The 22,720-nt window shown below is 70.3% G+C and carries 17 protein-coding genes; 4 read left to right on the top strand and 13 right to left on the bottom strand.

Annotation, left to right across the window (positions count from 1 at the left end):
- Positions 1 to 154 precede the first annotated feature (154 nt).
- Complete coding sequence (lexA, locus tag ABZ027_RS28365; protein WP_356773228.1) at positions 155 to 934, top strand: transcriptional repressor LexA; 780 nt, start codon at positions 155 to 157, stop codon at positions 932 to 934.
- 143 nt (positions 935 to 1,077) lie between these two features.
- Here the strand turns inward: lexA and ABZ027_RS28360 are convergent, their stop codons facing one another.
- From ABZ027_RS28360 to ABZ027_RS28345, 4 genes are all read right to left on the bottom strand, one after another.
- On the bottom strand, positions 1,078 to 3,087 hold the full coding sequence (locus tag ABZ027_RS28360) for an ATP-dependent DNA helicase (protein ID WP_356773226.1): 2,010 nt from the start codon (positions 3,085 to 3,087) through the stop codon (positions 1,078 to 1,080).
- 225 nt (positions 3,088 to 3,312) lie between these two features.
- Complete coding sequence (locus ABZ027_RS28355; RefSeq protein WP_356773225.1) at positions 3,313 to 4,140, bottom strand: GNAT family N-acetyltransferase; 828 nt, start codon at positions 4,138 to 4,140, stop codon at positions 3,313 to 3,315.
- Positions 4,141 to 4,225: 85 nt separating this feature from the next.
- Positions 4,226 to 6,058, bottom strand: coding sequence for an IucA/IucC family protein (locus ABZ027_RS28350; protein WP_356773266.1), 1,833 nt, complete (start codon positions 6,056 to 6,058; stop codon positions 4,226 to 4,228).
- A 414-nt stretch (positions 6,059 to 6,472) separates the two neighbouring features.
- The gene (locus tag ABZ027_RS28345; RefSeq protein WP_356773223.1) at positions 6,473 to 7,969 is read right to left on the bottom strand and encodes an aminotransferase class III-fold pyridoxal phosphate-dependent enzyme; all 1,497 of its coding nucleotides are present in this window, start codon (positions 7,967 to 7,969) and stop codon (positions 6,473 to 6,475) included.
- 438 nt (positions 7,970 to 8,407) lie between these two features.
- Here ABZ027_RS28345 and ABZ027_RS28340 point away from each other — a divergent pair, with 438 nt between their 5' ends.
- Positions 8,408 to 9,631, top strand: coding sequence for a hypothetical protein (locus ABZ027_RS28340; protein WP_356773221.1), 1,224 nt, complete (start codon positions 8,408 to 8,410; stop codon positions 9,629 to 9,631).
- A gap of 195 nt (positions 9,632 to 9,826) precedes the next feature.
- Here ABZ027_RS28340 and hflX read toward each other — a convergent pair whose 3' ends face one another.
- From hflX to miaA, 6 genes are all read right to left on the bottom strand, one after another.
- Entirely contained in the window at positions 9,827 to 11,320 is a 1,494-nt protein-coding gene (gene hflX, locus ABZ027_RS28335) for a GTPase HflX (RefSeq protein ID WP_356773219.1), read from the bottom strand.
- Between the two features lie 169 nt (positions 11,321 to 11,489).
- Positions 11,490 to 12,986, bottom strand: a complete 1,497-nt coding sequence (locus ABZ027_RS28330) for a M1 family metallopeptidase (protein WP_356773217.1) — start codon at positions 12,984 to 12,986, stop codon at positions 11,490 to 11,492.
- Positions 12,987 to 13,094: 108 nt separating this feature from the next.
- A complete protein-coding gene (locus tag ABZ027_RS28325; protein WP_356773215.1) occupies positions 13,095 to 15,383 on the bottom strand; it encodes an HD domain-containing protein in 2,289 nt (762 codons plus the stop codon).
- A 205-nt stretch (positions 15,384 to 15,588) separates the two neighbouring features.
- Positions 15,589 to 16,458, bottom strand: coding sequence for a diaminopimelate epimerase (dapF, locus tag ABZ027_RS28320; protein WP_356773213.1), 870 nt, complete (start codon positions 16,456 to 16,458; stop codon positions 15,589 to 15,591).
- A gap of 44 nt (positions 16,459 to 16,502) precedes the next feature.
- Positions 16,503 to 17,006 (bottom strand): hypothetical protein, encoded by a 504-nt coding sequence (locus ABZ027_RS28315; protein WP_356773211.1) that lies wholly within the window; start codon positions 17,004 to 17,006, stop codon positions 16,503 to 16,505.
- 108 nt (positions 17,007 to 17,114) lie between these two features.
- On the bottom strand, positions 17,115 to 18,053 hold the full coding sequence (gene miaA / locus ABZ027_RS28310; RefSeq protein ID WP_356773210.1) for a tRNA (adenosine(37)-N6)-dimethylallyltransferase MiaA: 939 nt from the start codon (positions 18,051 to 18,053) through the stop codon (positions 17,115 to 17,117).
- A 183-nt stretch (positions 18,054 to 18,236) separates the two neighbouring features.
- Here miaA and ABZ027_RS28305 point away from each other — a divergent pair, with 183 nt between their 5' ends.
- Together ABZ027_RS28305 and ABZ027_RS28300 are read left to right on the top strand one after the other, a co-directional pair.
- Positions 18,237 to 18,524: a hypothetical protein gene (locus ABZ027_RS28305; RefSeq protein ID WP_356773208.1), complete on the top strand. Its 288-nt coding sequence runs from the start codon at positions 18,237 to 18,239 to the stop codon at positions 18,522 to 18,524.
- Positions 18,525 to 18,547: 23 nt separating this feature from the next.
- The gene (locus ABZ027_RS28300) at positions 18,548 to 18,898 is read left to right on the top strand and encodes an antitoxin (RefSeq protein ID WP_356773206.1); all 351 of its coding nucleotides are present in this window, start codon (positions 18,548 to 18,550) and stop codon (positions 18,896 to 18,898) included.
- A 163-nt stretch (positions 18,899 to 19,061) separates the two neighbouring features.
- Here ABZ027_RS28300 and ABZ027_RS28295 read toward each other — a convergent pair whose 3' ends face one another.
- From ABZ027_RS28295 to rutA, 3 genes are read right to left on the bottom strand one after another with little or no spacing between them, the layout of a single operon-like run.
- The gene (locus ABZ027_RS28295) at positions 19,062 to 19,805 is read right to left on the bottom strand and encodes a class III extradiol dioxygenase subunit B-like domain-containing protein (protein ID WP_356773204.1); all 744 of its coding nucleotides are present in this window, start codon (positions 19,803 to 19,805) and stop codon (positions 19,062 to 19,064) included.
- Positions 19,806 to 19,857: 52 nt separating this feature from the next.
- Complete coding sequence (miaB, locus tag ABZ027_RS28290) at positions 19,858 to 21,375, bottom strand: tRNA (N6-isopentenyl adenosine(37)-C2)-methylthiotransferase MiaB (RefSeq protein WP_356773202.1); 1,518 nt, start codon at positions 21,373 to 21,375, stop codon at positions 19,858 to 19,860.
- A gap of 58 nt (positions 21,376 to 21,433) precedes the next feature.
- Positions 21,434 to 22,516: a pyrimidine utilization protein A gene (rutA, locus tag ABZ027_RS28285; RefSeq protein ID WP_356773200.1), complete on the bottom strand. Its 1,083-nt coding sequence runs from the start codon at positions 22,514 to 22,516 to the stop codon at positions 21,434 to 21,436.
- Positions 22,517 to 22,720 lie beyond the last annotated feature (204 nt).

Below are 22,720 nucleotides of genomic sequence, written 5' to 3'. Positions count from 1 at the left end.
AACCCTTTTGCCCGCTTAGGTGCCACGTCAGCCATACACCCAGACACACGATCCAGGTAGGTTATCCGCGGTTTTTCACTCGAACGTGTGTTTGGCGCAACCTTTCGAAAGCTACTACCGTTGTCCGGCAGGGAGACCATCGAGAGGGGCCGACGTGACCACCACCGCAGACAGTGCCACCATCACTGCCCAGGACAGCTCCCAGGGCCGACTTGAGCCGGTGCATGCGATGAACGAAGCCATCAATCCCGAGGGGCACAAGCGCTCCCTGCCGGGCCGACCTCCAGGCATCCGGGCGGACAGTTCCGGACTCACCGACCGGCAGCGCCGGGTGATCGAGGTCATCAGGGACTCCGTGCAGCGGCGCGGCTACCCGCCGTCGATGAGGGAGATCGGCCAGGCCGTCGGCCTCTCCAGCACCTCCTCCGTCGCACACCAGCTGATGGCGCTCGAGCGCAAGGGGTTCCTACGCCGCGACCCGCACCGCCCGCGCGCGTACGAGGTACGCGGCTCGGACCAGGCCTCCTCGGTGCAGCCCACCGACACCGCCGGCAAGCCTGCGGCGTCGTACGTACCGCTGGTCGGTCGCATCGCCGCGGGCGGCCCGATCCTCGCCGAGGAATCCGTCGAGGACGTCTTCCCTCTTCCCCGCCAGCTGGTCGGCGACGGTGAGCTGTTCGTCCTCAAGGTCGTCGGCGACTCCATGATCGAGGCCGCCATCTGTGACGGCGACTGGGTCACCGTCCGCCGCCAGCCGGTCGCCGAGAACGGCGACATCGTGGCCGCGATGCTCGACGGCGAAGCCACCGTCAAGCGCTTCAAGCGGGAGGACGGCCACGTCTGGCTCCTCCCGCACAACGCCGCCTACGAGCCGATCCCCGGCGACGACGCGACCATCCTGGGCAAGGTGGTCGCCGTACTGCGGCGAGTGTGACGGCTAAGGCGGGCGGCCTCGAGGCCCCCGCCCTCTGACCGGGCCCCGGGACCTCTGCGCCGGTTCCGGGGCCCTGCGTTGTTTGTGCCCCTCGGGTGACACGAAGGGGCGGCAGGTCCCGGCTCCGGGACCGGCCACCCCTTTCACTGTGCTTCGTCCTCCTCCGCCTGCGCTGCCGTGACGTCTTCCGTCTGCTTGGCCATCGCGTCGATCGCGGCCAGCGACCTGCGGACCTGGTTACGGTCCGTCGTGTACCAGAAATCAGGCAGTGAGGCCTTCAGGTAGCTCCCGTATCGCGCTGTGGCCAGGCGCTGGTCCAGTACGGCGACCACACCGCGGTCCCCCGACGCCCGTACGAGGCGGCCGGCGCCCTGAGCCATGAGCAGGGCCGCGTGGGTGGCGGCGACCGCCATGAAGCCATTGCCGCCGGCCTCCTCGACCGCCTTCTGGCGGGCGCTCATCAACGGGTCGTCGGGCCGCGGGAACGGGATCTTGTCCATGACGACCAGCTGGCAGCTGGGTCCTGGCACATCCACGCCCTGCCAGAGCGACAACGTGCCGAAGAGACAGGTCTGCGGATCCGCCGCGAAGTTCTTGATCAGCTCGCCGAGGGTCTCCTCTCCCTGCAGGAGGATCGGGAACTCGGGAATACGGGAGCGCAGTTCCTCCGCGGCCAGTTGGGCGCCCCGCATCGACGAGAACAGGCCGAGCGTGCGACCGCCCGCCGCTTGGATCAACTCGGTGAGCTCGTCGAGCATGTCCGCGCGGTCGCCGTCCCGTGCGGGTCGCGCCAGGTGCTTGGCGACGTACAGGATGCCCTGCTTGGGATAGTCGAAGGGCGAGCCGACGTCGACGCCCTTCCACTGCGGTACGTCCTCGCCTTCGGTGCCCTCGGGGGCGAGGCCCAGGGAGGCACCGACGCCGTTGAAGTCGCCGCCCAGTTTCAGGGTCGCGGACGTGAGGATCACCGAGCGGTCCGCGAAGAGCTTCTCCCTCAGCAGACCCGAGACGGACATGGGCGCGACGCGCAGGGAGGCACCGAAGCGGTCATGGCGCTCGTACCAGACGACGTCCCACTCGGAGCCGTTCGTGATCCGCTCTGCCACGTCATGCACGGTCTCCACGGAGGCCAGCGCCTGTTTGCGGATCGCGTCCTCGTCCTGGACGGACTTGTCGCGGGTGGCACCGATCCCGGAGATCACGGTGCGGCAGGCGTCGCGCAGTGCCATGAGCGCGTAGCCGAGATCCTCCGGGATCTCTTCCAAGCGGCCCGGCAGCGCCAGCTCCATCAGCCTCTCGAAGCCCTCCGCGGCGGTCTGGAGCTGATCGGCGGCCTTCTCGTTGACCAGCTTCGCGGCGCGGCGGACCGCGCGGTTCACCTGGCCGGGGGTGAGTTCCCCGGTGGCGACCCCGGTGACCCGGGAGACCAGTTCGTGCGCCTCGTCGACGATCAGTACCTCGTGCTGCGGGAGAACCGGCGCCCCCTCGATGGCGTCGATCGCGAGCAGCGCGTGGTTGGTGACGACGACCTCGGAGAGCTTGGCGCGCTCGCGGGCCATCTCCGCGAAGCACTCCGCGCCGTACGCGCATTTCGAGGCGCCCAGGCACTCTCGCGAGGAGACCGACACCTGGGCCCAGGCACGGTCGGACACGCCGGGCGTGAGGTCGTCGCGGTCGCCGGTCTCGGTCTCGTCCGACCAGTCGCGCAGCCGCAGCAGGTCCTGGCCCAGCTTGCTGGTCGGTGCCGCGGCCTCGAACTGGTCGAAGAGGCCCTCCTCCTCGTCCTGTGGGACACCCTCGTGCAGGCGATGCAGGCAGAGGTAGTTCGACCTGCCCTTGAGCATCGCGAACTCAGGACGCCGGCGCAGCAGCGGGTGCAAGGCGTCCACCGTGCGCGGCAGGTCGCGCTCCACGAGCTGGCGTTGCAGGGCGAGTGTGGCCGTCGCCACGACGACGCGTTCCCCGTGCGCGAGCGCGGGCACGAGATACCCCAGCGACTTTCCGGTGCCGGTGCCGGCCTGGACCAGCAGATGGGAGCCGTCGTCGATCGCAGACTCGACGGATTCGGCCATGGTCACCTGGCCGGGGCGCTCCGTACCGCCGACGGCAGTGACAGCGGCATGCAGGAGTTCGGGGAGTGAAGGCTTCGTCATAGCGCGACCACCCTACGGCCCGGCACTGACAAAGGGGTGCTCAAGGCGGGACGGAGAGACGGGATCAAGACCAGGTGCTCCTCTGGTGAGGATCGGATGCGTCCGACAGCTGGCCGGAGTTGGCAGCTTCGAGTTCAGGGTTGATCACTTGGCAGAGCTTCGATGTGAGAGGGAACCGCTTGGGCGCGAGGGCCGTTCCCAAAGTGATGGCGCTGCGACGTGGCGTCACACAAGACGGCGCAGAAACCGGTCTCGGACCATGAGGGCGGCCCGCTTGGCGGGCAGGTCGACCTCGGCGGAGAAGCGGAAGCCGGCACTCAGGAAGGCGGCGACCGAGGGAATGTTGCGAAGGTCGGGTTCCGCGACGACGCGGGCACAGGTGGGACGCTTGTCGAGCACAAGATCGGCGACGGCGTGGAGCAGAACGCCGCCAAGGCCTCTTCCACGATCGGAGACATCGCCGACGAGAAGGTGGATACCGGTGTCGTGAGGGCGAGCGGCGTAGTGACGGGCCAGCGGATCGAGGTCCGCGCGGTAGATCTCCCAGTAGCTCATCGGCGTGCCGGCCAGCACGCCGAGACAGGGGACGCTGCGACCGTCGCCGAGGAGTTGCCTCCGCAGGTGTTCCTCGACGGCTGCATGAGGTCCGGCGAGCGCCCAGAACTCCGCGACGGCGGGGTCGTTCATCCACCGGCCGATGAGCGGTAGGTCCCGTGCGATCTGGACCGGGACGAGCTGGAACACGCCCACGGGGGTGGCGATCGGACCCCAGGCGCCGATTCCGTCGAGCAGGTCGTCATCTTTCGGGAGGGTGTGCGGAAGCAGTGCCGTGCCTCCGGTCCCTGGCCGTGCGGTGCCAGGACCCGGGACCGCCTCTCGGACGCCCGCGAGCAGTTCATCGGGCAGGCGCAGGTCCAGCGTGTCCTCACCGTCCGGGCCGTTCAGGCAGCCGCCCCTGCCGGTTCTGCTGGTGTCCGGACGAGGTCTCGCGCCGGCACCGGCGTCGGTGACGGGGCCGCTGCAGACGTGGGCGTCGGCGTCGGTGGCAGGCACGGCGACGCTCCTCTCGGATGGCGGGGTGGGTCAGGTTCCTCGGAGCGAAAAGGAGAAGAGGGTTGGCGCTGGTCAGACGTACCGGTCAGGAGTGCAGGGGGTTGGCGATGGTGACGTAGACGGACTGGGTGTCCACTGGGCCGACCAGTTCGTCGAGGCCGTGCAGACGGGTCAGCAGATTGGCCTTGCAGCGCAGGACGGGTGAGTCGAGAAGGCGGGCGGGCAGGGTGCCGCGCAGGCGGGCGGGTCCGCGCGCGACATCGGCGAGGAAGTGGCGGAAGGCGGCGAGCAGAAGCTGCTCGTCGGCCAGGCGTTGGGAGCCGAAGGCGCCGATGAGACCGAGTACGTTGTTGATCGCGAGGTAGTACGTGAATCGCTCGTCGGTGACCTCGTCGGAGACGAACGTGTCGCTGTGTTCGCCGATTCCGGGCAGCCGTGCGTCGAGTTCCGAGCGGCGGGACTCGCGGAAGTAGTAGCCCTGGTTGTCGCGGTAGCGGCCCCCGGCGGGCCAGCCCTCCTGGTCCAGGAGAACCAGGGTGTTCTGCTGGTGCGCCTCCAGGGCGATCCCCGCTTCCGCGTCCAGCCAGAGGATCGGGCGGATCACCTGTTCGAGGTAGCGCAGGAACCACTCGGCGGCCACGGTCCTTCGGGGACGTCCGGTCCGGCCGACGAGGCGTGTGACGACCTCGGCCAGGCGGGATCGCAGAACCGGCCGGTCGGCGTCGCGGCCTCCTGCGGCCGGCGGTGCTTGGGGGCGCGGTGAGACGAGTCCGGCGATGCAGGAGACGTCGTCGGCAGGGCGGAAGGGGTTGTGCCGGATCATCACGTCGAGCCCTGGCACCGGGCCGTCCGATGCGTCGACGGCCAGCCAGGCCGGGTCACGGACGATGTCGAAGCCCCGGTGGGCGGCCTGCCACTGCGTGAACAGGCCGCTGCGGAGCAGCCGGTGGACCTCGACGCCTCGGTGGAGTTCCTTGCGGAGGTTCTCCCGACGCGAGTTGGTGATGCGCAGTCCCAGCGACAGCTTGAGCATGGCCGGGGCATCGGGGCGGTGAACCGTTCGTAGCGAGGAAGTGGGGTGCCAGGGAGCGTCGTGGGCGCCGAGGTTCTGGAGGAGACCGGCCTCGAACAGGGCCGCCGTCTCGGGGCGATGGGTGATCTCACGTAGTTGCCAGGGGTGCACCGGCAGGGCCGTGTGACCTTCGGGCAGCGGCAGGCCTCCCCCCGCGAGGCGTGCTGTGAGCTGGGCCGCGGAGACGGGGCGGCCGCGCTCGGTCCAGGCGGAGTCGGAGGCGATGACGGAGGGATCGACAGCCAACCAGTGCAGGGGGAAGGAGCCGCGCGACTCGGGCGAGAACAGATGGACTTCGGCTTCGGACAGGCCCTCGCGGCTCTTGGGTGCCGGGTGCAGGGGGTGGCCGAGCGTGAGCGCCTGTTCGGCGGCGAGAAACAGGTGGGGCGCGTCGGCCGGGTGCTTACGGCGCTCGCTGAGGAAGGTGGCGGTTCGGCGGACGGAGTCGGCCACTCGTCCGACGAGGTCGGTGGCGTCGACGGCCGAACGGGATCGGGTCCGGGCAGCGGCCTCGGGAACGGTGGCGCCGGTCGTGGGGGAAGCCGTGTACAGCGTCTCCCTGGCGAGCAGTGCCGCGATCGTGACCGCGTCGGCCGGCGGGGCGTCCTCAGGAGCGTCGGCGAGGTACGGGGAACCGAAGCGGTGCCATCCCGTCGGGGACCAGTACCGGACGGGGGCGAGGAGGGCTGTGCCGCCGGCCCGGAGCGGGATGCGCAGGACGCCGTCGCCGGGGGCGGTGAGGTTGGCCTCGCGTGCCCAGCAGCGCAGCAGGTTCTCCGCCGCGGCAGCCCCGGCCGCCGTATGCGGGTCGGGATGCTCCAGGAGGTCGAGGGCGGCCGCAGGCAACGACTCGGCCGCCGGAGCGCCTCTCTGAGCCGGCGTCGTCCGGGCCGGCGCGTTCTTACGCTGTGCGGGGGTCTCTTCGGGCACCGATGAGGGTTCTTCCCCTTGGGCCGAGTGCGGTCCTGGTCGTCGCTCGACCGAGGTGGCGGTCGGCGCGAGAGGCGTCCGGCGGGAGGTCCGGTCGTCGCCGGCTTGGGGCCAGGCGGCATCGGAGGTTTCTCGCGATGGGGCTGGGAAGCGGCCCTCGGGGGCGGAGCTGACGTTCAAGGCGTGTTCCTCTGTGGGTTCCGGCTCGTGCGGCAAGGACGAATCGACATCGTGCGGGCGTGAAGGGGCCTCAGCAGGCTCAGGCCCCGGAACACGTGGGTGCACGAGCCCGCTGGGCAGCACCTGCGGACTGTCCGCGCACCGGCCCCGTCACCCCTGGCGTTGCTTGTGGCCGAGTGCGTGACCGCGGGCCACCGCCTCCACCGCGTCGGCCAGTCTGTCCAGGACCGCTGTCGCCTGTTCGTCGCTGATGGTCAGCGGGGGAAGCAGCCGTACGACGTTCCCGTGGCGACCGCCGAGTCCGACGATCAGACCGCGCCGCAGGCACTCCCGCTGGACAGCGCTCGCGAGTGCGGGTGCGGCGGGCCTGGGCCCGCGAGCCGGATCCGTCGCCGACTCCAGCCAGGCCCCGCCACCGGTGGCCGCGACCCTGTCCAGTTCCGACTGCTCCACCGCCCCTGCCACGTCCACCATCTCCACGCCGATCATCAGCCCTCGTCCCCGCACCTCACCGATCACCGCGAAATCCCGGTCCAGCTCCCGGAGTTGCGTCAGCATGTGAGAGCCCAGGGTGGCCGCGCGTTCGGCGAGGCGGTGTTCGCGGACATAGGCCAAGGTGGCCGTTCCCGCGGCCATGGCGAGTTGGTTGCCGCGGAACGTGTGTGTACGGGCGCCGGGTTCCACGACGTCGAGATCGTCGCGGTAGACCATGACGGCCAGGGGCAGGCTGCCGCCGATGGCCTTGGCGAGGATCAGCACATCGGGGGTGACACCGCTGTGTTCCACCGCCCAGAAGGCTCCGGTGCGACCGACGCCGGTCTGGATCTCGTCGGCGATCAGAGGGACAGACCGTGCGGCGGTGATCTGCCGCATGCGGCGCATCCATTCATCGGGGGCGGTGATCACCCCGCCCTCGTCCTGCACGGGTTCGAGGATCATCCCGGCCGGCAGCGGTGTGCGTGACTCGGGGTCGCCCAGGGCGGACTCGGTCCACCGTGCTGCGAGTTCGGCGCCGCGAGTGCCGCCGAGACCGAAGGGGCACCGGTAGTCCTGCGGATAGGGCAGAGGCACGGACCATGCGTCGCGGGCGCCCCCGAGTGTGTCGAACGCCGCGCCTGCCATCGCGCCGTGCGAGGCACCGGTGAAGGCGAGCAGGCCGCCGCGGCCGGTGGCGGCGCGGACCAGCTCGAAGGCTGCTTCCACCGCGTTCGTTTCGGCCGGCCCGCAGAACCGCACCCGCGCGCGGCGCGCGAGTTCGGGCGGCAGTGTGCGGAACAGTTCGGCGGTGAAGGCGTCCTGGGCCGGGGTCGCCAGGTCGTGGGCGTGCAGGGGCGCGCCCGAGTCGAGGACCTTGCGGATCGCCTCCAGGACAACGGGATGGTTGTGCCCGAGGACGAGGGTCCCCCCGCCGGAGAGACAGTCCAGGTAACGGTGGCCGTCCGCGCCCTCGATGGTCAGCCCGCGCGCCCGTACCGGGACGACGGGCAGGGCGCGCGCGTAGGTCCGGGCCGCCGACTCGCGCGCCGACTGACGCCTCGGGATGCTCTCGTGTCCGACGAGACCGCTTCCCGGCCCATCCCTGACGGCACCTGTGTACGTATCGGCGGTGGCAACTCCGAAGGCCACGGCGGCACCGCTGTCGGTCATTGCGGCCGTTGTCCGTGTCTCCGCGGTGGTCTCCCCGGGCGCAGTCTCGGTCACGGTTCTCCCCGTCCTCCCGCTGTCCAGGGGCGTGCGCTTCCTCACGTCCGCGCCCGTCCCGACATACGAACCCCCCGCGAGCCTCGACTCGAAATCTCCGGGAATCGGGCGCAGGGACCGAGCCGACACCAATCGGCCGCAAGCCCCCACCGCTACCAACCCCGGGCCGCAGATGGGGTTACGGGTTGCCTCAAGATCATTGCCGTGACGGAACCGTTGCTGTTCCGGGGGAAGTCACCTACAGCGAGCGCATATCGTGTGAGGCCGTTCTTGAAGTCCGTGAGACCGGCGTGAACTTGCTGTGAGATCAGTGTGAGATCGGCAGTCCAGCCCGCGCTTCACGGCCAGAGCACCACGTTCGTCCACTCAGGGGGAAGTACAGACATGCGATCCATAAAAACGTCGGTCACCGCTCAGCGGAGGAGGAACGGGCGCCGCACCACCTCCCCCGTGCTGGCTGCCGTCGCACTCGTGTCGGCGCTCGCGCTCACCGCCACGGCCTGCGACTCGGGCGATGCCGAAGCGGGCGGCGGGGCCACCTCCTCCGCCGCGTCCCAGGGCGACGGCAAGATCACCATCCCGGACAACATCAGGGACAAGCTCAAAGAGCACGGGATCGACATCGACAAGTGGAAGAACGGCGCCTGGAAGAACTGGGACAAGGACGACTGGTTGCGCGAGGCCGACGAATACATCAACCCGATCATCAAGGGCCTGTGGAATCCGGATCGGATGCGGGACGCCGATGAACCGGACAAGGCCGTCGACGCCGGCGATCTCTCCGGTGACCAGGGCGTGACCGACCCGACGCCCGCGCCGGTGGACGCGAAGGCCGTATCGCCTACGTACCATGCCAACGCGCCCGAGGCGGGCAAGGTGTTCTTCGACTCCCCCGAAGGCACGATGGTCTGCTCGGCGACGGTCGTGGAGGACCCGGCACATCCCGGCAAGTCCAACACGGTGTGGACGGCGGGCCACTGTGTGCACGCCGGCAAGAACGGCGGCTGGTATCGCAACATCGCGTTCGTGCCGTCGTACAACGACTCGGCCAGGTCGGGAGCGGAACTGCGGAACGCCACGCAGAAGGAGGTCGCTCCGTACGGGGTCTGGTGGGGTGACTGGGCGCAGACCTCGGATCAGTGGATCGAGCAGGGTGGCGCTACGGGCGGTGACGGCGCCTCGTACGACTTCGCGGTCATTCATGTGACCCCGGAAGCGGGCAGCAACGGCAAGTCCCTGGAGGAGACGGTCGGCTCGGCGCTTCCGGTGGACTTCGACGCGCCGGCGGTGACCAAGGTCGACAGCATCACGGCGACGGGCTATCCGGCGGCTGCGCCGTTCGACGGGGAGACCCTGTACCAGTGCCAGGACAAGCCGGGACGGTTGTCGATCAGCAAGGCGGACCCGACGATGTACCGGATCGGCTGCACCATGACGGGCGGTTCGTCCGGCGGCGGCTGGGTCGCGACGGGCTCGGACGGCAAGCCCGCGCTGGTCTCCAACACCTCGATCGGCCCGGCGACCGCCGGCTGGCTGGCCGGTCCGCGTCTGGGTGAGGTGGCCAAGGGCGTGTACGACTCGGTCAGCAAGAAGTTCGCGGGCCGGTGACCACTGGGTGGGCCGGTCGGCGGGCCGGTCCACCATCTCGAGGCAGACCTCGTACGGCGGCGGGGGTCCGGGAGCCACGGAAAAGCTGAGCAAGAGCTACGGCGGTCGGTGCGGGTGCGCACGGGAAGGCCCGCCCCTGCGACAAGCAGGAGCGGGCCTTCCGAGCTTCCACGAGCCCTTTTCGCAGCTGCGCCCTCAGGCGAGCGGCGCCGGAACATACGGCGCGAGATCCGCCGCGAGTTCCTCGTGCACCCGCGCCTTGAGCAGCGTGCCCTCCGGGGTGTGCTCCGCGGAGATCACCTCACCCTCGTCGTGCGCGCGGGCGACCAGCTTGCCCTGCGTGTACGGCACGAGCGCCTCGACCTCGACCGACGGTCGCGGCAGTTCGACGTCGATCAGCGCGAGCAGTTCGTCGATGCCCCGGCCGGTACGGGCCGAGACCGCGATGGAACGCTTCTCGATCCGCATCAGTCGCTGAAGCGTCAGCGGATCGGCCGCGTCCGCCTTGTTGATCACCACGATCTCGGGCACGCCGGTGGCACCGACGTCCCTGATCACCTCACGCACGGCGGCCAGCTGCTCCTCCGGGTCAGGGTGCGAACCGTCCACCACGTGCAGGATCAGGTCGGACTCGCCGACCTCCTCCATGGTGGAGCGGAACGCCTCGACCAGGTGGTGCGGCAGGTGCCGTACAAAGCCGACCGTGTCAGCCAGCGTGTACAGCCGGCCGCTCGGGGTCTCTGCCCGGCGCACGGTCGGGTCGAGGGTCGCGAACAGAGCGTTCTCGACCAGGACGCCCGCGCCCGTGAGACGGTTGAGCAGCGAGGACTTGCCGGCGTTGGTGTAGCCCGCGATGGCGACCGACGGCACCTTGTGACGCTTGCGTTCCTGGCGCTTGATCTCGCGGCCGGTCTTCATGTCCGCGATCTCCCGGCGCATCTTCGCCATCTTCTCGCGGATCCGACGCCGGTCCGTTTCGATCTTGGTCTCACCGGGACCACGGGTGGCGAGGCCGCCGCCCTTGCCGCCGCCCATCTGACGGGACAGCGACTGGCCCCAGCCTCGCAGCCTCGGCAGCATGTACTGCATCTGGGCGAGCGCGACCTGTGCCTTGCCCTCTCGGGACTTGGCGTGCTGGGCGAAGATGTCGAGGATCAGGGCCGTACGGTCGATGACCTTGACCTTGACGACGTCTTCGAGGTGGATGAGCTGGCCCGGGCTGAGTTCACCGTCACAGATGACGGTGTCGGCGCCCGTTTCGAGCACGATGTCGCGCAGCTCGTGTGCCTTGCCGGAACCGATGTAGGTGGCCGCGTCGGGCTTGTCCCGGCGCTGGATCACGCCGTCGAGCACCAGCGCGCCCGCTGTCTCCGCGAGGGCGGCGAGCTCCGCGAGGGAGTTGTCCGCCTCCTGCGCGGTCCCCGAGGTCCAGACGCCGACGAGCACGACCCGCTCCAGGCGGAGCTGTCGGTACTCGACCTCGGTGACGTCCTCGAGTTCGGTGGAGAGGCCCGCGACGCGGCGCAGTGCCGCGCGCTCGGAGCGGTCGAACTGGTCGCCGTCCCGCTCTCCGTCGGTCTCGTGGCTCCAGGCGACGTCCTCTTCCATCAGGGCATCGGCCCGAAGACCTTCGTGATAGGCATCCGCGAGGCGCTGGTTGTCCTGGGAAGAAGATGAAGAGGAGGTCATTGGGTCCTTACGTCGTTGGGGATTCCGACAGTGCGGCGGCAGAGCGGAAGCGGAGCTTCTGAGCTGCTGCGTCACCACTCACAACGCACGAGTGCCCCGGGAGATTCCCGTGCCCCGTGCCGCGCCGACCTGACGATGGTCGCACGGCACGGCCCGTCTCGTCACTGGCTTATTTGGCGTCCGCGCGCTGGGGCGCGGACGACTTCCAGTCCGGGTGGCCGGGCATGGGCGGGGTCTTCTCGCCGTAGAGCCAGGGCTGGAGGAACGCGCCGAGGTCCCGGCCGGAGACCTGGGAGGCGAGGCGCACGAAGTCCTCGGTGCTCGCCACGTCGTCCTGGTGGCCGCTCACCCAGAGGCGTTCCAGTTGTTCGAAGGCCGGTCGGCCGATCTCCTGGCGCAGGGCGTACAGGACGAGTGCGGAACCGTCGTAGACGTTCGGGCGGAAGATGCCGATCTTCTGGCCGGGTTCGGGCGCCTCGGGGGCCGCCGGGGGCCCGCCGGCCGCGCGCCAGCGGTCGGATGCGCGGTAGGCGTCCTTCATACGGGCCTCCAACGACTGGCCCGCCTTCTCCTCCGCGTACAGAGCCTCGTACCAGGTCGCGTGCCCCTCGTTGAGCCACAGGTCGGACCAGGTGCGCGGGCTGACACTGTCGCCGAACCACTGGTGGGCCAGCTCGTGCACCATGATCGAATCGACGTACCACTCGGGGTAGCCGGGTTCGGTGAACAGATCCCGCTCGAAGAGGGAGAGGGTCTGCGTCTCCAGCTCGAAACCGGTGTCGGCCTTGGCCATGAGCAGGCCGTATGTCTCGAAGGGGTACGGCCCGACCTTGCCCTCCATCCACGCGATCTGGTCGGGGGTCTTCTTCAGCCACGGTTCGAGTGCGGTCCGGTCCTTGGTCGGCACGACGTCGCGGACCGGCAGGTTGTGCGGGCCGACGCGGCTCAGCACGGTGGAACGGCCGATGGAGACCTGTGCGAGCTCGGTGGCCATGGGGTGCCGTGTCCGGTACGTCCAGGTCGTCGCCCGACCGGTCCGTGCGACACCGGCGGCCAGGCCGTTCGCCACCGCTGTGTAGCCCTCGGGCACGATGACCCGGATGGTGAACATGGCCTTGTCGGAGGGGTGGTCGTTGCAGGGGAACACCAGGTGGGCGGCATCGGCCTGGTTGGCCATGGCGAGACCGTCCGCCGTGCGCAGCCAGCCGCCGTCGCGGCCCTCCGCCGACACCGGGTCGCTGGTGTGCCGGACGGTGATGCGCATCCAGCTCCCCTCCGGCCGGGGTGTCTCGGGCGTGACGACCAGGTCCTCGCCGGCGCTCGTGAAGGCCGCCGGCTGTCCGTCGACGTCGACCGATTCGACCTGGCCGTGCGCGAAGTCGAGGTTCACGCGGTCCAGTGAGGTCGTCGTCCGCGCATCGATCGTGGTGACCGCCTGTAGCGGCTCGCGGTTGGTGCCGGGATAGGCGAAGGACAGGTCGTACGACGCCACGTCGTACCCGGGGTTGCCCAGGTACGGGAAGAGGCGGTCGCCGACGCCGAGCGGGGCGGCGGGGGCGCTCGCGGCCACGAGGCCGACGGCGGAGGCGATCAGTGCCACCGCCTTGAGGCGGCGTAGGCTCCGGCGGCGGGCCCGGGGGGCCGGGGTGCGGGGGGTCAGCAGCATGCACCACCGCTACCAGCGCGCACGTGCGCTACGGCGGCGGCGCGCGACCGCCCCACCCGATCGGGTGCGGCGGGTGACTCAGGCCCCCTCGGCCCGGTCGTGCAGCAGTCAGTCCTCCAGCGCCTGGGGCTGTGCCCGGCTCACGTCGTAGACGCCGGGCACGTTGCGCATGGCCCGCATCAGGGCCGGCAGGTGGGCCGCGTCCGGGAGCTGGACGGTGTAGGTGTGGCGGACGCGCTGCCGGCTCGGGGGTTCGACGGTCGCCGAGACGATCTCCGCGCCCTCCACGGCCATCGCTTCAGTGAGGTCCGCGAGCAGATGCGGGCGGCCGAACGATTCAGCGAACAGGGTCACCCGGCACTCCGTGGCGTCCCCCCAGCGCACGCCGACCTCCGGGCGCCCCGCGAGCTTCATGCGCTCCACCGCGGGGCACTCCACGCGGTGGACGGTCACCGCGCCCCCTCGCACGGCGAAGCCGGTCACCTCGTCGGGCGGCACGGGCGTACAACAGCCGGCGAGCCGAACGCTCGCGCCGGGCTGGTCGACTACGGCGTTCGCGGCGAGGCGGGCTGTCGGGCCCGCCTCGTCGGCCTGCGCGGCAGCCAGACGATCGGCGGGGGCGCGGGAGGCGTTCCGGGCGGTGTTCCGTGGGGCAAGGCTGTCGGCGGCGGGCCTGAAGGCTGCCTCGGAGGCCTGGAGGACCTGCGTCTGCTCGTCCTCCGGTGCCGCGGCGGGCACCGGATGTGTCGCGATCCACCGCTGGATGGCGATCCGGGCGGCAGGGGTGTGCGCGTGCTCCAGCCACTCCCTGGAGGGCTCGGAGGCCGGGTCCTGGCCCATGAGGAGCTGGACGGTGTCGCCGTCCCGCAGCACCGTGCTCAAGGTCGCCAGGCGGCCGTTCACGCGGGCGCCGATGCACGCGTGCGCGTCCTCGCCGTACTGCGCGTACGCGGCGTCCACACAGGTCGCGCCGTCGGGCAGCCCCAGGGTTTTGCCGTCGGGGCGGAAGACGGTGATCTCACGGTCCTGCGCGAGGTCCTCACGGAGCGTGGACCAGAAGGTGTCCGGGTCGGGGGCGGCCTCCTGCCAGTCGAGGAGGCGGGAGAGCCAGCCGGGCCGGGTCGGGTCGACGCGCTCACCGTCTCCGGCGACGGCCTGTTCCTCCGGAGGAAGGGCGTAGGGGTTGCCGAGCGCGATGACGCCGGCCTCGGCGACCTTGTGCATCTGGTGGGTACGGATGAGGACTTCGATCATCTGCCCGCCCGTGGGGGCGCTTCCGGACGTGTCCGCACCGCTGCGGGGGCGGGCCACCGCGGTGTGCAGCGACTGGTAGAGGTTGAACTTCGGTACGGCGATGAAGTCCTTGAACTCCGAGACCACGGGCGTCAGGCAGGTGTGCAGTTCGCCCAGGACGCCGTAGCAGTCGGCGTCCTCGTTCACGAGCACGAGCAGGCGGCCGAAGTCGGCGCCACGCAGCCGGCCGCGTTTGCGGGCCACGCGGTGCACCGAGACGAAGTGCCGTGGCCGGATGAGGACTTCGGCCTGGATGCCGGCGTCGCGCAGAACCGTCCGTACCGCGTCGGCCGTCTCGGCGAGCGGGTCGTCCGCGCGGGAGGCGTTGGCGACGATCAACTCCCGGGTGTGCGCGTACTCCTCGGGGTGCAGGATCGCGAAGACCAGGTCTTCCAGTTCGGTCTTGAGCGCCTGCACACCGAGCCGTTCGGCGAGCGGGATGAGGACGTCCCGGGTGACCTTGGCGATGCGGGCCTGTTTCTCCGGACGCATCACACCGAGGGTGCGCATGTTGTGCAGTCGGTCGGCGAGTTTGATCGACATCACGCGGACGTCGTTGCCGGTGGCGACGAGCATCTTGCGGAAGGTCTCGGGCTCGGCGGCGGCGCCGTAGTCGACCTTCTCCAGTTTGGTCACGCCGTCGACGAGGAAGCGGACCTCCTCACCGAATTGCTCGCGGACCTGATCGAGCGTCACGTCGGTGTCCTCGACGGTGTCGTGGAGGAGTGACGCCGTCAGGGTGGTGGTCTCGGCTCCGAGTTCGGCAAGGATCAGGGTCACCGCGAGCGGGTGCGTGATGTAGGGCTCACCGCTCTTGCGCATCTGGCCACGGTGCGAGGACTCGGCCAGGACGTAGGCGCGGCGCAGGAGTTCGAGGTCGGCGTCGGGGTGGTGGGCGCGATGCACCTCGGCCACATGGCCGATGGCGTCCGGCAGCCGGTCACGGGCGGCGGGGCCGAGCAGCGCGGCCCGGCCCAGTCGGCGCAGGTCGATCCGGGCCCGGGCCTTCCTGCGGGGCGCCGTGGGCAGGGCGGGATCCGCTGTGGCCGGACCCGATGTCACCACCGGGCCCGGGCTCGCAGGGTTCGTGGCCTCTGCACTCATGGGCACCTCCGGCTGTGGACCGGCGGACGGGTGCCCCAGAGCTGACGCGGCTCAGGGGATCGCATCGGTCCCCCGTCCGGGCCGGTGCTTGATGCTACCGAGCCCATCACGGCCGACTGACCTCCTCTCGTCGAGCGTGAAACGGATCACCCATTCGAGCGAAGGAATATAGGTTTACGATTGCGCATCTTGTGACCCCAATCGGTCAGTGAAGCGCGCTTCCCATCCACTCCACGTCAATCTCCCCTTCGGCGACGATCACGGCGGGGCCGGTCATCTCGATCTCGCCGTCAACCCGTTCGGTGATCACCAGGGTGCCGCCCGGCACGTCGACGGTGTACGTCGTCGGAGTGCCGGTGACGGCCGGGTCGACGCCGTCCCTGCGGGCGGCGGCCACGGCGACGGCGCACGCGCCCGTGCCGCACGAGCGGGTCTCCCCGGCGCCGCGCTCGTACACCCGCAGGGCGACGTGCCGGGGCCCGCGGTCGACCACGAACTCGATGTTGACTCCGTCCGGAAAGGCGGCGGCCGGGCTGAACGGCGGCGGGGAGTACAGGTCACCCGCGTGCGCGAGGTCGTCCACGAAGGCGACCGCGTGCGGGTTGCCCATGTTCACGTTCCGCGCCGGCCAGGCGCGCTCGCCGACGCTGACCGTGACGTCCCCGTCGGGGAGCAGCGCCTTGCCCATGCCGACCGTGACGTCACCGTCCTTGGCGAGGTGCACGGTCTTGACCCCTCCGCGGGTGGCGATCGCGAGATCACCCTCCCCGGCGTGTCCGGCGCGCTGCAGGTAGCGCGCGAAGACCCGCACGCCGTTGCCGCACATCTCCGCGATCGAGCCGTCGCCGTTGCGGTAGTCCATGAACCACTTCGCCTCGGACGCCATGTCCTTCGCCTCGGGGTGCGCGGCGGACCGCACGACGTGCAGCAGTCCGTCGCCGCCGACACCGGCGCGGCGGTCGCACAGCGCGGCGACAGCGGCCGGGGACAGGTCGACGGTGTTCTCGGGGTCCGGGACGATCACGAAGTCGTTCTCCGTGCCGTGCCCCTTGAGGAAGGCGATCCGCGTGCTCATTCCTCGATCGTACGGGGTGGGTACGACAGCTCCCCGCGCGCGGATCAGCGCAGTCGGGCCACCCGCCAGACGGCCAGCACCACCACGGCGGCGACCAGCACGACGTAGGCGATCACCACGCGCCAGTCCGGTCGGCGGCTGGAACCGCGCTGCGGCAGCCCGGGCCACGTGTAACCCACGCGGCGGGCGGCCATCATGCCCCAGCCGGCCGCACAGGAGCAGATCAGCAGTCCCAGCATGGCAATCACGGCACCGCTGTCGCCGAAGTCGAAGGCGAGCGGGAAGGCGAACATCAGGGACCCCACCGCGGCGAGACTCACGATGGGCGCGAGCTGCCAGATGCGCAGCCGACGCTGCGGACGGAGCTCGACCTCGACCTCCGGGCCGCCCGGGAACATCTCCTCCGGCTCCGGACCGTCGGCAGTCACTCCGTCCGGTACCTCGTCAGGTCCGTCGGAGCTCAGACGGCCCTCGTCGTGCTCCGGTTCACCGCTCGCCGCAGTGCGGTGTTCGGTGCTTTGTGCGGTGTCGCGAGGGCTGGCCTCCATCGCCACGCGCCCTCCCAACTTGGACTCCACTTGGTCGATCGAAGCTCGATGATGGCACGGCACCACAGGCCGCGATGACGGCCGGAGCGTCCCGATGCCATGACGTGATCAGGCTGTAACCGGTCGTTCGACCAACGCCAGCGCGACCTGCGGAAGTTCTGTGAGATCCGCCGCAGCCCCACTCAACCAGTGCACCCGCGGATCGCGCCTGAACCATGAATCCTGACGGCGCGCGAAGCGCTTGGTGGCACGAATCGTCTCGGCCCGCGCTTCCTCCAGGGTGCACTCCCCGGCGAGCGCCGCGAGCACCTGCTGGTAGCCGAGCGCGCGCGACGCCGTACGCCCCTCACGCAACCCCTGCGCCTCCAACGCGCGCACCTCCTCCACGAGGCCGGCCTCCCACATCCGGTCGACCCGGCGCGCGATGCGCTCGTCGAGTTCCGGGCGGGCCACGTCCACGCCGATCTGGATGGTGTCGTAGACGGAGTCGTGGCCGGGGAGGTTGGCGGTGAAGGGGCGACCGGTGATCTCGATCACCTCGAGAGCCCGGACGATACGGCGGCCGTTGCTGGGCAGGATCGCGTTCGCGGCCTCCGGGTCGGCGGCGGACAGGCGGGCGTGCAGCGCGCCGGAGCCGCGCAGCACCAGTTCGTCCTCGAGCCGGGCCCTGACGTCTGGGTCGGTGCCGGGGAACTCCAGGTTGTCGACGGCCCCTCGGACGTACAGGCCGGAACCGCCGACCAGGATCGGCCAACGGCCCTCGTCGAGCAGGGCGTCGATCCGGGCACGCGCCAGCCTCTGGTACTCGGCGACGGACGCGGTGGCCGTCACGTCCCAGATGTCCAGGAGGTGGTGCGGTACGCCCGCGCGCTCCTCGGACGTCAGCTTGGCGGTACCGATGTCCATCCCTCGGTAGAGCTGCATGGAGTCGGCGTTGACGACCTCGCCGCCGAGCCGCTGGGCCAGGAAGACGCCAAGATCGGACTTTCCGGCCGCGGTCGGTCCGACGACGGCGATGACGCGGGGTGCGGGGGGTGCGCTTCTCACCGCCCCAGTCTCGCAAACCTCGACCGGTGGCCTCGAACGAGTTACGTGACGGTACGGGGCCAAGGTCGTTCCCAGTTGCGAGGTCTTCCGCCGCCCGATCGCAGAGGCGGCGACCCGGGCGGCGCAATCGGACGCACCGGACGACGCGGGATTTCGCCCGCACGAGTAACATATGGAGTGGATATGGGCGTTTTCGCACGACTTTTTCGGAGGTCGAAGACCACGGAGGAGGCCGCAACCGCCGAGGCACGGGCCGACGCTTCGACGGCCGAGCCCGCGGCTCAGGAGGCGGCGGAGGTGAAGGGGTCGTCCGAGAACGAGGTCGAGGCGGACACCAGGACTGAGGACGCGGTGGAGGAAACGGCGACGCCGTCCACCGAGGACGCCGCGGGCGACGGCGTCGAGATCCCCAAGCAGCAGTCCGCCGAGGAGGTAGCCGACAGCGGGGCCGGGGAAAGCGCCCGCACGTAATCGCCCACCAGGGAAGGTGGACCATGGGTCTCCTGGACAACTTGAAGGCCAGGCTCAGCCCCGCCAAGGACAAGGTCTCGGGCCTCGCGCAGCAGCACGGGGACAAGGTCGAGCGCGGTCTCGACAAGGCGGCGAAGGTCGTCGACGAGAAGACCAAGGGCAAGTACAGCGGCAAGATCCAGGCCGGCACGGGCAAGGCCAAGGGCGCCATGGACCGCATCGCGCACAAGGACGGCACGGACCCGGGCGACACGGGTGCCGCTACCGGCACGGGCACAGGCACAGGCAGTGACCCGGGCGGCGACAGCGGCACGCCTCCGGGCTCGCCGCCGTCCGATTCACCGCCGCCCGCCGCGCCGCCGCCGACGTCCTGACGGCACGGCATATCGACGGACGGCCGCGGAGCGCCACGTTCCCGGCCGTCCGGCACGTCCGGCTCCTTGTGCGACCCGTTCGGCGAACGCCCGGGGAGCTGCCGTCCCGGGGAGCCTCACCGCCGGCCCTTCCAGCGCGACCTCGCCCCGGCGCCCCTCGGCGTCACGACCAGGTGGCGACCACGTACCCCACGCCGTACGGCGCGTCGTCGTACAGCAGGGTGCCGCCGAGTCCCGCACCCTCGGCCGCGCCCGCCAGGACCTGCCAGGGGGCCCGGCCGGAGGCCTTCAGTTCGTACGCCAGGTCGGCGTCCAACCTTTCCAGGGCCGCCACGTCCGCCGTGCCCAGCGCACGCGCGACCTCCGCGTCGAAGGGCGCCGCGCGCTCGTCGAGATACCCGGGGGCCTTGAGCGTGCGGCAGGCGCTGGCGTCGCCCATCACCAGCAGCGCCACCCGTTCGTCCCCGGCGACGATGTCCCGTCCGACCTGGATACACCGCTCGGGCGCGAGAGGTTCCCCCACGCCGAGTCCCTCGATCGGGGCGTGGGTCCACCCGGTGCGCTCCAGCAACCACGCGGCCACCGCGAGCGAGGGCGGAAGCGCGTCTTCGTCGGCGCTTCCGTCACGCTCGGCCACGCTCTCCGCCACGCCCTCGGCCGCCCCCAGGCGTACGCCCAGGTCCACGCCGAATCCCCGGAACGACCCCCGTGCGCCCTGCGGGTACGGTCCGCGTCCGCTCTCGTCGGCGGGACCGACGACGACGAGCCGGTCCGGCCGGGCGGCGGCGAGAACGCCGAGCGCGTCCGTGCACGCGGCACGCGCGGAGTCCAGCTCGGACGCGGCTCCAGCGGCGATGCAGGGCACCAGGAGGGGCGGGCAGGGGCAGACTGCGGCGGCGACAAGCATGATCGGCAGCGTACGCGGTCGGTAGGCGGTCAGTACGTCCGGCCGGTGCCGGTCAGTCGCAGCCGCAGCCGCTGCCCGCCGCGACCGGCAGCGGAGCCGGTACCCCGATCTTCGGGAGGCCGAGCAGCACACCCGCCGGCTTGGCGGCCTGCTCCGCGTTGCGCTTCTCCCACGCGTCGCCCGCGCGGGTACGACGCACGCCGAGGACGGCGCCCTCGGCGAGGAGGTGGTGCGGGGCGGCGTAGGTGATCTCGACCGTGACGACGTCGCCGGGGCGGACGTGCTGGTCGGGCTTGGTGAAGTGGACCAGGCGGTTGTCGGGGGCGCGGCCGGAGAGGCGGTGGGTGGCGCCGTCCTTGCGGCCCTCGCCCTCGGCGACCATGAGGTCGAGGGTGCGGCCGACCTGCTTCTTGTTCTCGTCCCAGGAGATCTCCTCCTGAAGGGCGACGAGGCGCTCGTAGCGCGCCTGGACGACCTCCTTGGGGATCTGGTGGTCCATGGTCGCGGCCGGGGTGCCGGGCCGCTTGGAGTACTGGAAGGTGAACGCCTGCGTGAACCGGGCCTCGCGCACGACGTGCAGCGTCTGCTCGAAGTCCTCCTCGGTCTCGCCGGGGAAGCCCACGATGATGTCGGTGGTGATCGCCGCGTGCGGGATGGCGGCGCGCACCTTCTCGATGATCCCCAGGTAGCGGTCCTGGCGGTAGGAGCGGCGCATCGACTTCAGGACCGTGTCCGAACCGGACTGCAGGGGCATGTGCAGCTGCGGCATCACGTTCGGCGTCTCGGCCATGGCGGAGATGACGTCGTCGGTGAAGTCGCGCGGGTGCGGGGAGGTGAAGCGGACGCGCTCCAGGCCCTCGATGGTCCCGCAGGCCCGCAGCAGCTTGCTGAAGGCCTCGCGGTCGCCGATGTCGGAGCCGTACGCGTTGACGTTCTGGCCGAGCAGGGTGATCTCGCTGACGCCCTCGGCGACCAGTGCCTCCACCTCGGCGAGAACGTCGCCCGGGCGGCGGTCCTTCTCCTTGCCGCGCAGGGCCGGGACGATGCAGAAGGTGCAGGTGTTGTTGCAGCCGACGGAGATCGACACCCAGGCGGCGTACGCGCTCTCACGCCGCGTCGGCAGGGTGGACGGGAACGCCTCCAGGGACTCGGCGATCTCGACCTGCGCCTCCTCCTGGACGCGGGCGCGCTCCAGCAGGACCGGCAGCTTGCCGATGTTGTGCGTGCCGAAGACGACGTCCACCCAGGGCGCCTTCTTCACGATGGTGTCGCGGTCCTTCTGCGCCAGACAACCGCCGACCGCGATCTGCATGCCGGGTCGTGAGGCCTTCCGCGGCGCGAGGCGGCCGAGGTTGCCGTACAGGCGGTTGTCCGCGTTCTCCCGCACCGCGCAGGTGTTGAAGACCACAACGTCCGCGTCGCCGTCCGACCCCTCGGGGGCGCGTACATAACCGGCGTCTTCGAGCAGTCCGGACAATCGCTCGGAATCGTGGACGTTCATCTGGCACCCGTAGGTGCGCACCTCGTATGTCTTCACGTCCACTGCCTGGCTCCGGTCGCTGCTGCTCATGTGACAAGGGTAGGCGGTGCCGGACGTGGCTTCGGTCGCCCTGTGGACAACCTGAGGTTCAGGCGGCGGCGGGCCGTCCCGACCGGGACCTCATCAGCGGCTGGATGCGCGTGCCGAAGTTCTCCAGCCCTTCGAGGAAGTCGTCGAAGACCAGCATGATCCCCTTCGTGCCGGGGACTTCGGCGATCTCGTCGAGCATTCCCGCGACGGTCTCGTACGAGCCGACGAGCGTGCCCATGTTGAAGTTCACGGCGCCCTCGGGCAGCGAGATGGTCCGCGCGGTGGACGAGCCGTCGGACGACGTGTCCGTGGCCGACTCCCCCGCCATGTACGCCAGTGCCGCGCGGTCGGCGTTGTCGTGGTAGTCCTGCCACTTCGCGCGGGCGGCCTCGTCGGTCTCGTCGGCGACGACCATGAACAGCGACAGCGCACCCACGTCGCGGCCGGTCGCGCGCGTCTCATCGACGAGGGCCGCCGTTGTGTCGGAGAAGGCGAGCGGGGTGTTGACGCCGCTGCCCAGGATGAAGTTGTAGTCGGCGTGCTCGGCGGCGAACCGCATCCCGGTGCTGCTCTGCCCGGCGGCGACGATGTCGATGTGCCCGTTCTCCGGTCGCGGGGACAGCACGCAGTCGTCCATCTCGTAGAAGTCGCCCTTGAAGTTGCTGACGCCCTGGCTCCAGAGGTCCTTCATCACGGTGACGTACTCGACGGCCCGGGCGTAGCGGTTGCCGAAGTGCTCGTCCCCGGGCCACAGGCCCATCTGCGAGTACTCGCCGGGCGCCCAGCCGGTGACGATGTTGACGCCGAAGCGACCGGGGGCGATGGAGTCGACCGTGGCCGCCATGCGCGCGACGATCGCCGGCGGCAGCGCGAGGATCGGGGTGGAGGCGTACAGCTTGATCCGCTCGGTCACCGCGGCCAGGCCTGCCATCAGGGTGAACGACTCCAGGCAGTGGTCCCAGAACTCCGTGTCGCCGCCGAAGCCCTTGAGTTTGATCATCGAGAGGGCGAAGTCGAATCCGTGTTCCTCGGCCTTCTGTACGACGGCCTTGTTCAGCTCGAAGGTGGGCAGGTACTGCGGGGAGCTCTTCGAGATGAGCCAGCCGTTGTTGCCGATGGGGATGAAGACTCCGATGTCCATGCCGCTCCTCAGTGGGTCGTGGGAGCCGCGCTTGGACTCCCGTCCATGATCGGAGACCTGCCCGAGCGGCGGCCCGCTACACGGTCCCCCGTTCAACAACGCACGTGATTTTCTGGTCCGTTGATGCATGGTCACGGCGGGAATGCGCTGGTGAGAATCTGTGAAGCAGGTTTCGAAGCAGAAAGGGAACGATACGTTCCCTGC

The sequence above is a fragment of the Streptomyces sp. NPDC006332 genome, from assembly GCF_040612855.1.
Classification (GTDB): domain Bacteria; phylum Actinomycetota; class Actinomycetes; order Streptomycetales; family Streptomycetaceae; genus Streptomyces.
The sequence above is the reverse complement of the archived record's forward strand: the minus strand, read 5'-3'. Positions and strand labels throughout refer to the sequence as shown.

Coding starts and splice junctions, on each gene's coding strand:
- ABZ027_RS28360 (WP_356773226.1), bottom strand. CDS start 3,087: ATGACGAAGCCTTCACTCCCCGAACTCCTGCATGCCGCTGTCACTGCC.
- ABZ027_RS28345 (WP_356773223.1), bottom strand. CDS start 7,969: ATGACCGACAGCGGTGCCGCCGTGGCCTTCGGAGTTGCCACCGCCGAT.
- ABZ027_RS28340 (WP_356773221.1), top strand. CDS start 8,408: ATGCGATCCATAAAAACGTCGGTCACCGCTCAGCGGAGGAGGAACGGG.
- hflX (WP_356773219.1), bottom strand. CDS start 11,320: ATGACCTCCTCTTCATCTTCTTCCCAGGACAACCAGCGCCTCGCGGAT.
- ABZ027_RS28330 (WP_356773217.1), bottom strand. CDS start 12,986: ATGCTGCTGACCCCCCGCACCCCGGCCCCCCGGGCCCGCCGCCGGAGC.
- ABZ027_RS28325 (WP_356773215.1), bottom strand. CDS start 15,383: ATGAGTGCAGAGGCCACGAACCCTGCGAGCCCGGGCCCGGTGGTGACA.
- dapF (WP_356773213.1), bottom strand. CDS start 16,458: ATGAGCACGCGGATCGCCTTCCTCAAGGGGCACGGCACGGAGAACGAC.
- ABZ027_RS28315 (WP_356773211.1), bottom strand. CDS start 17,006: ATGGAGGCCAGCCCTCGCGACACCGCACAAAGCACCGAACACCGCACT.
- ABZ027_RS28305 (WP_356773208.1), top strand. CDS start 18,237: ATGGGCGTTTTCGCACGACTTTTTCGGAGGTCGAAGACCACGGAGGAG.
- ABZ027_RS28300 (WP_356773206.1), top strand. CDS start 18,548: ATGGGTCTCCTGGACAACTTGAAGGCCAGGCTCAGCCCCGCCAAGGAC.
- ABZ027_RS28295 (WP_356773204.1), bottom strand. CDS start 19,805: ATGCTTGTCGCCGCCGCAGTCTGCCCCTGCCCGCCCCTCCTGGTGCCC.
- miaB (WP_356773202.1), bottom strand. CDS start 21,375: ATGAGCAGCAGCGACCGGAGCCAGGCAGTGGACGTGAAGACATACGAG.
- rutA (WP_356773200.1), bottom strand. CDS start 22,516: ATGGACATCGGAGTCTTCATCCCCATCGGCAACAACGGCTGGCTCATC.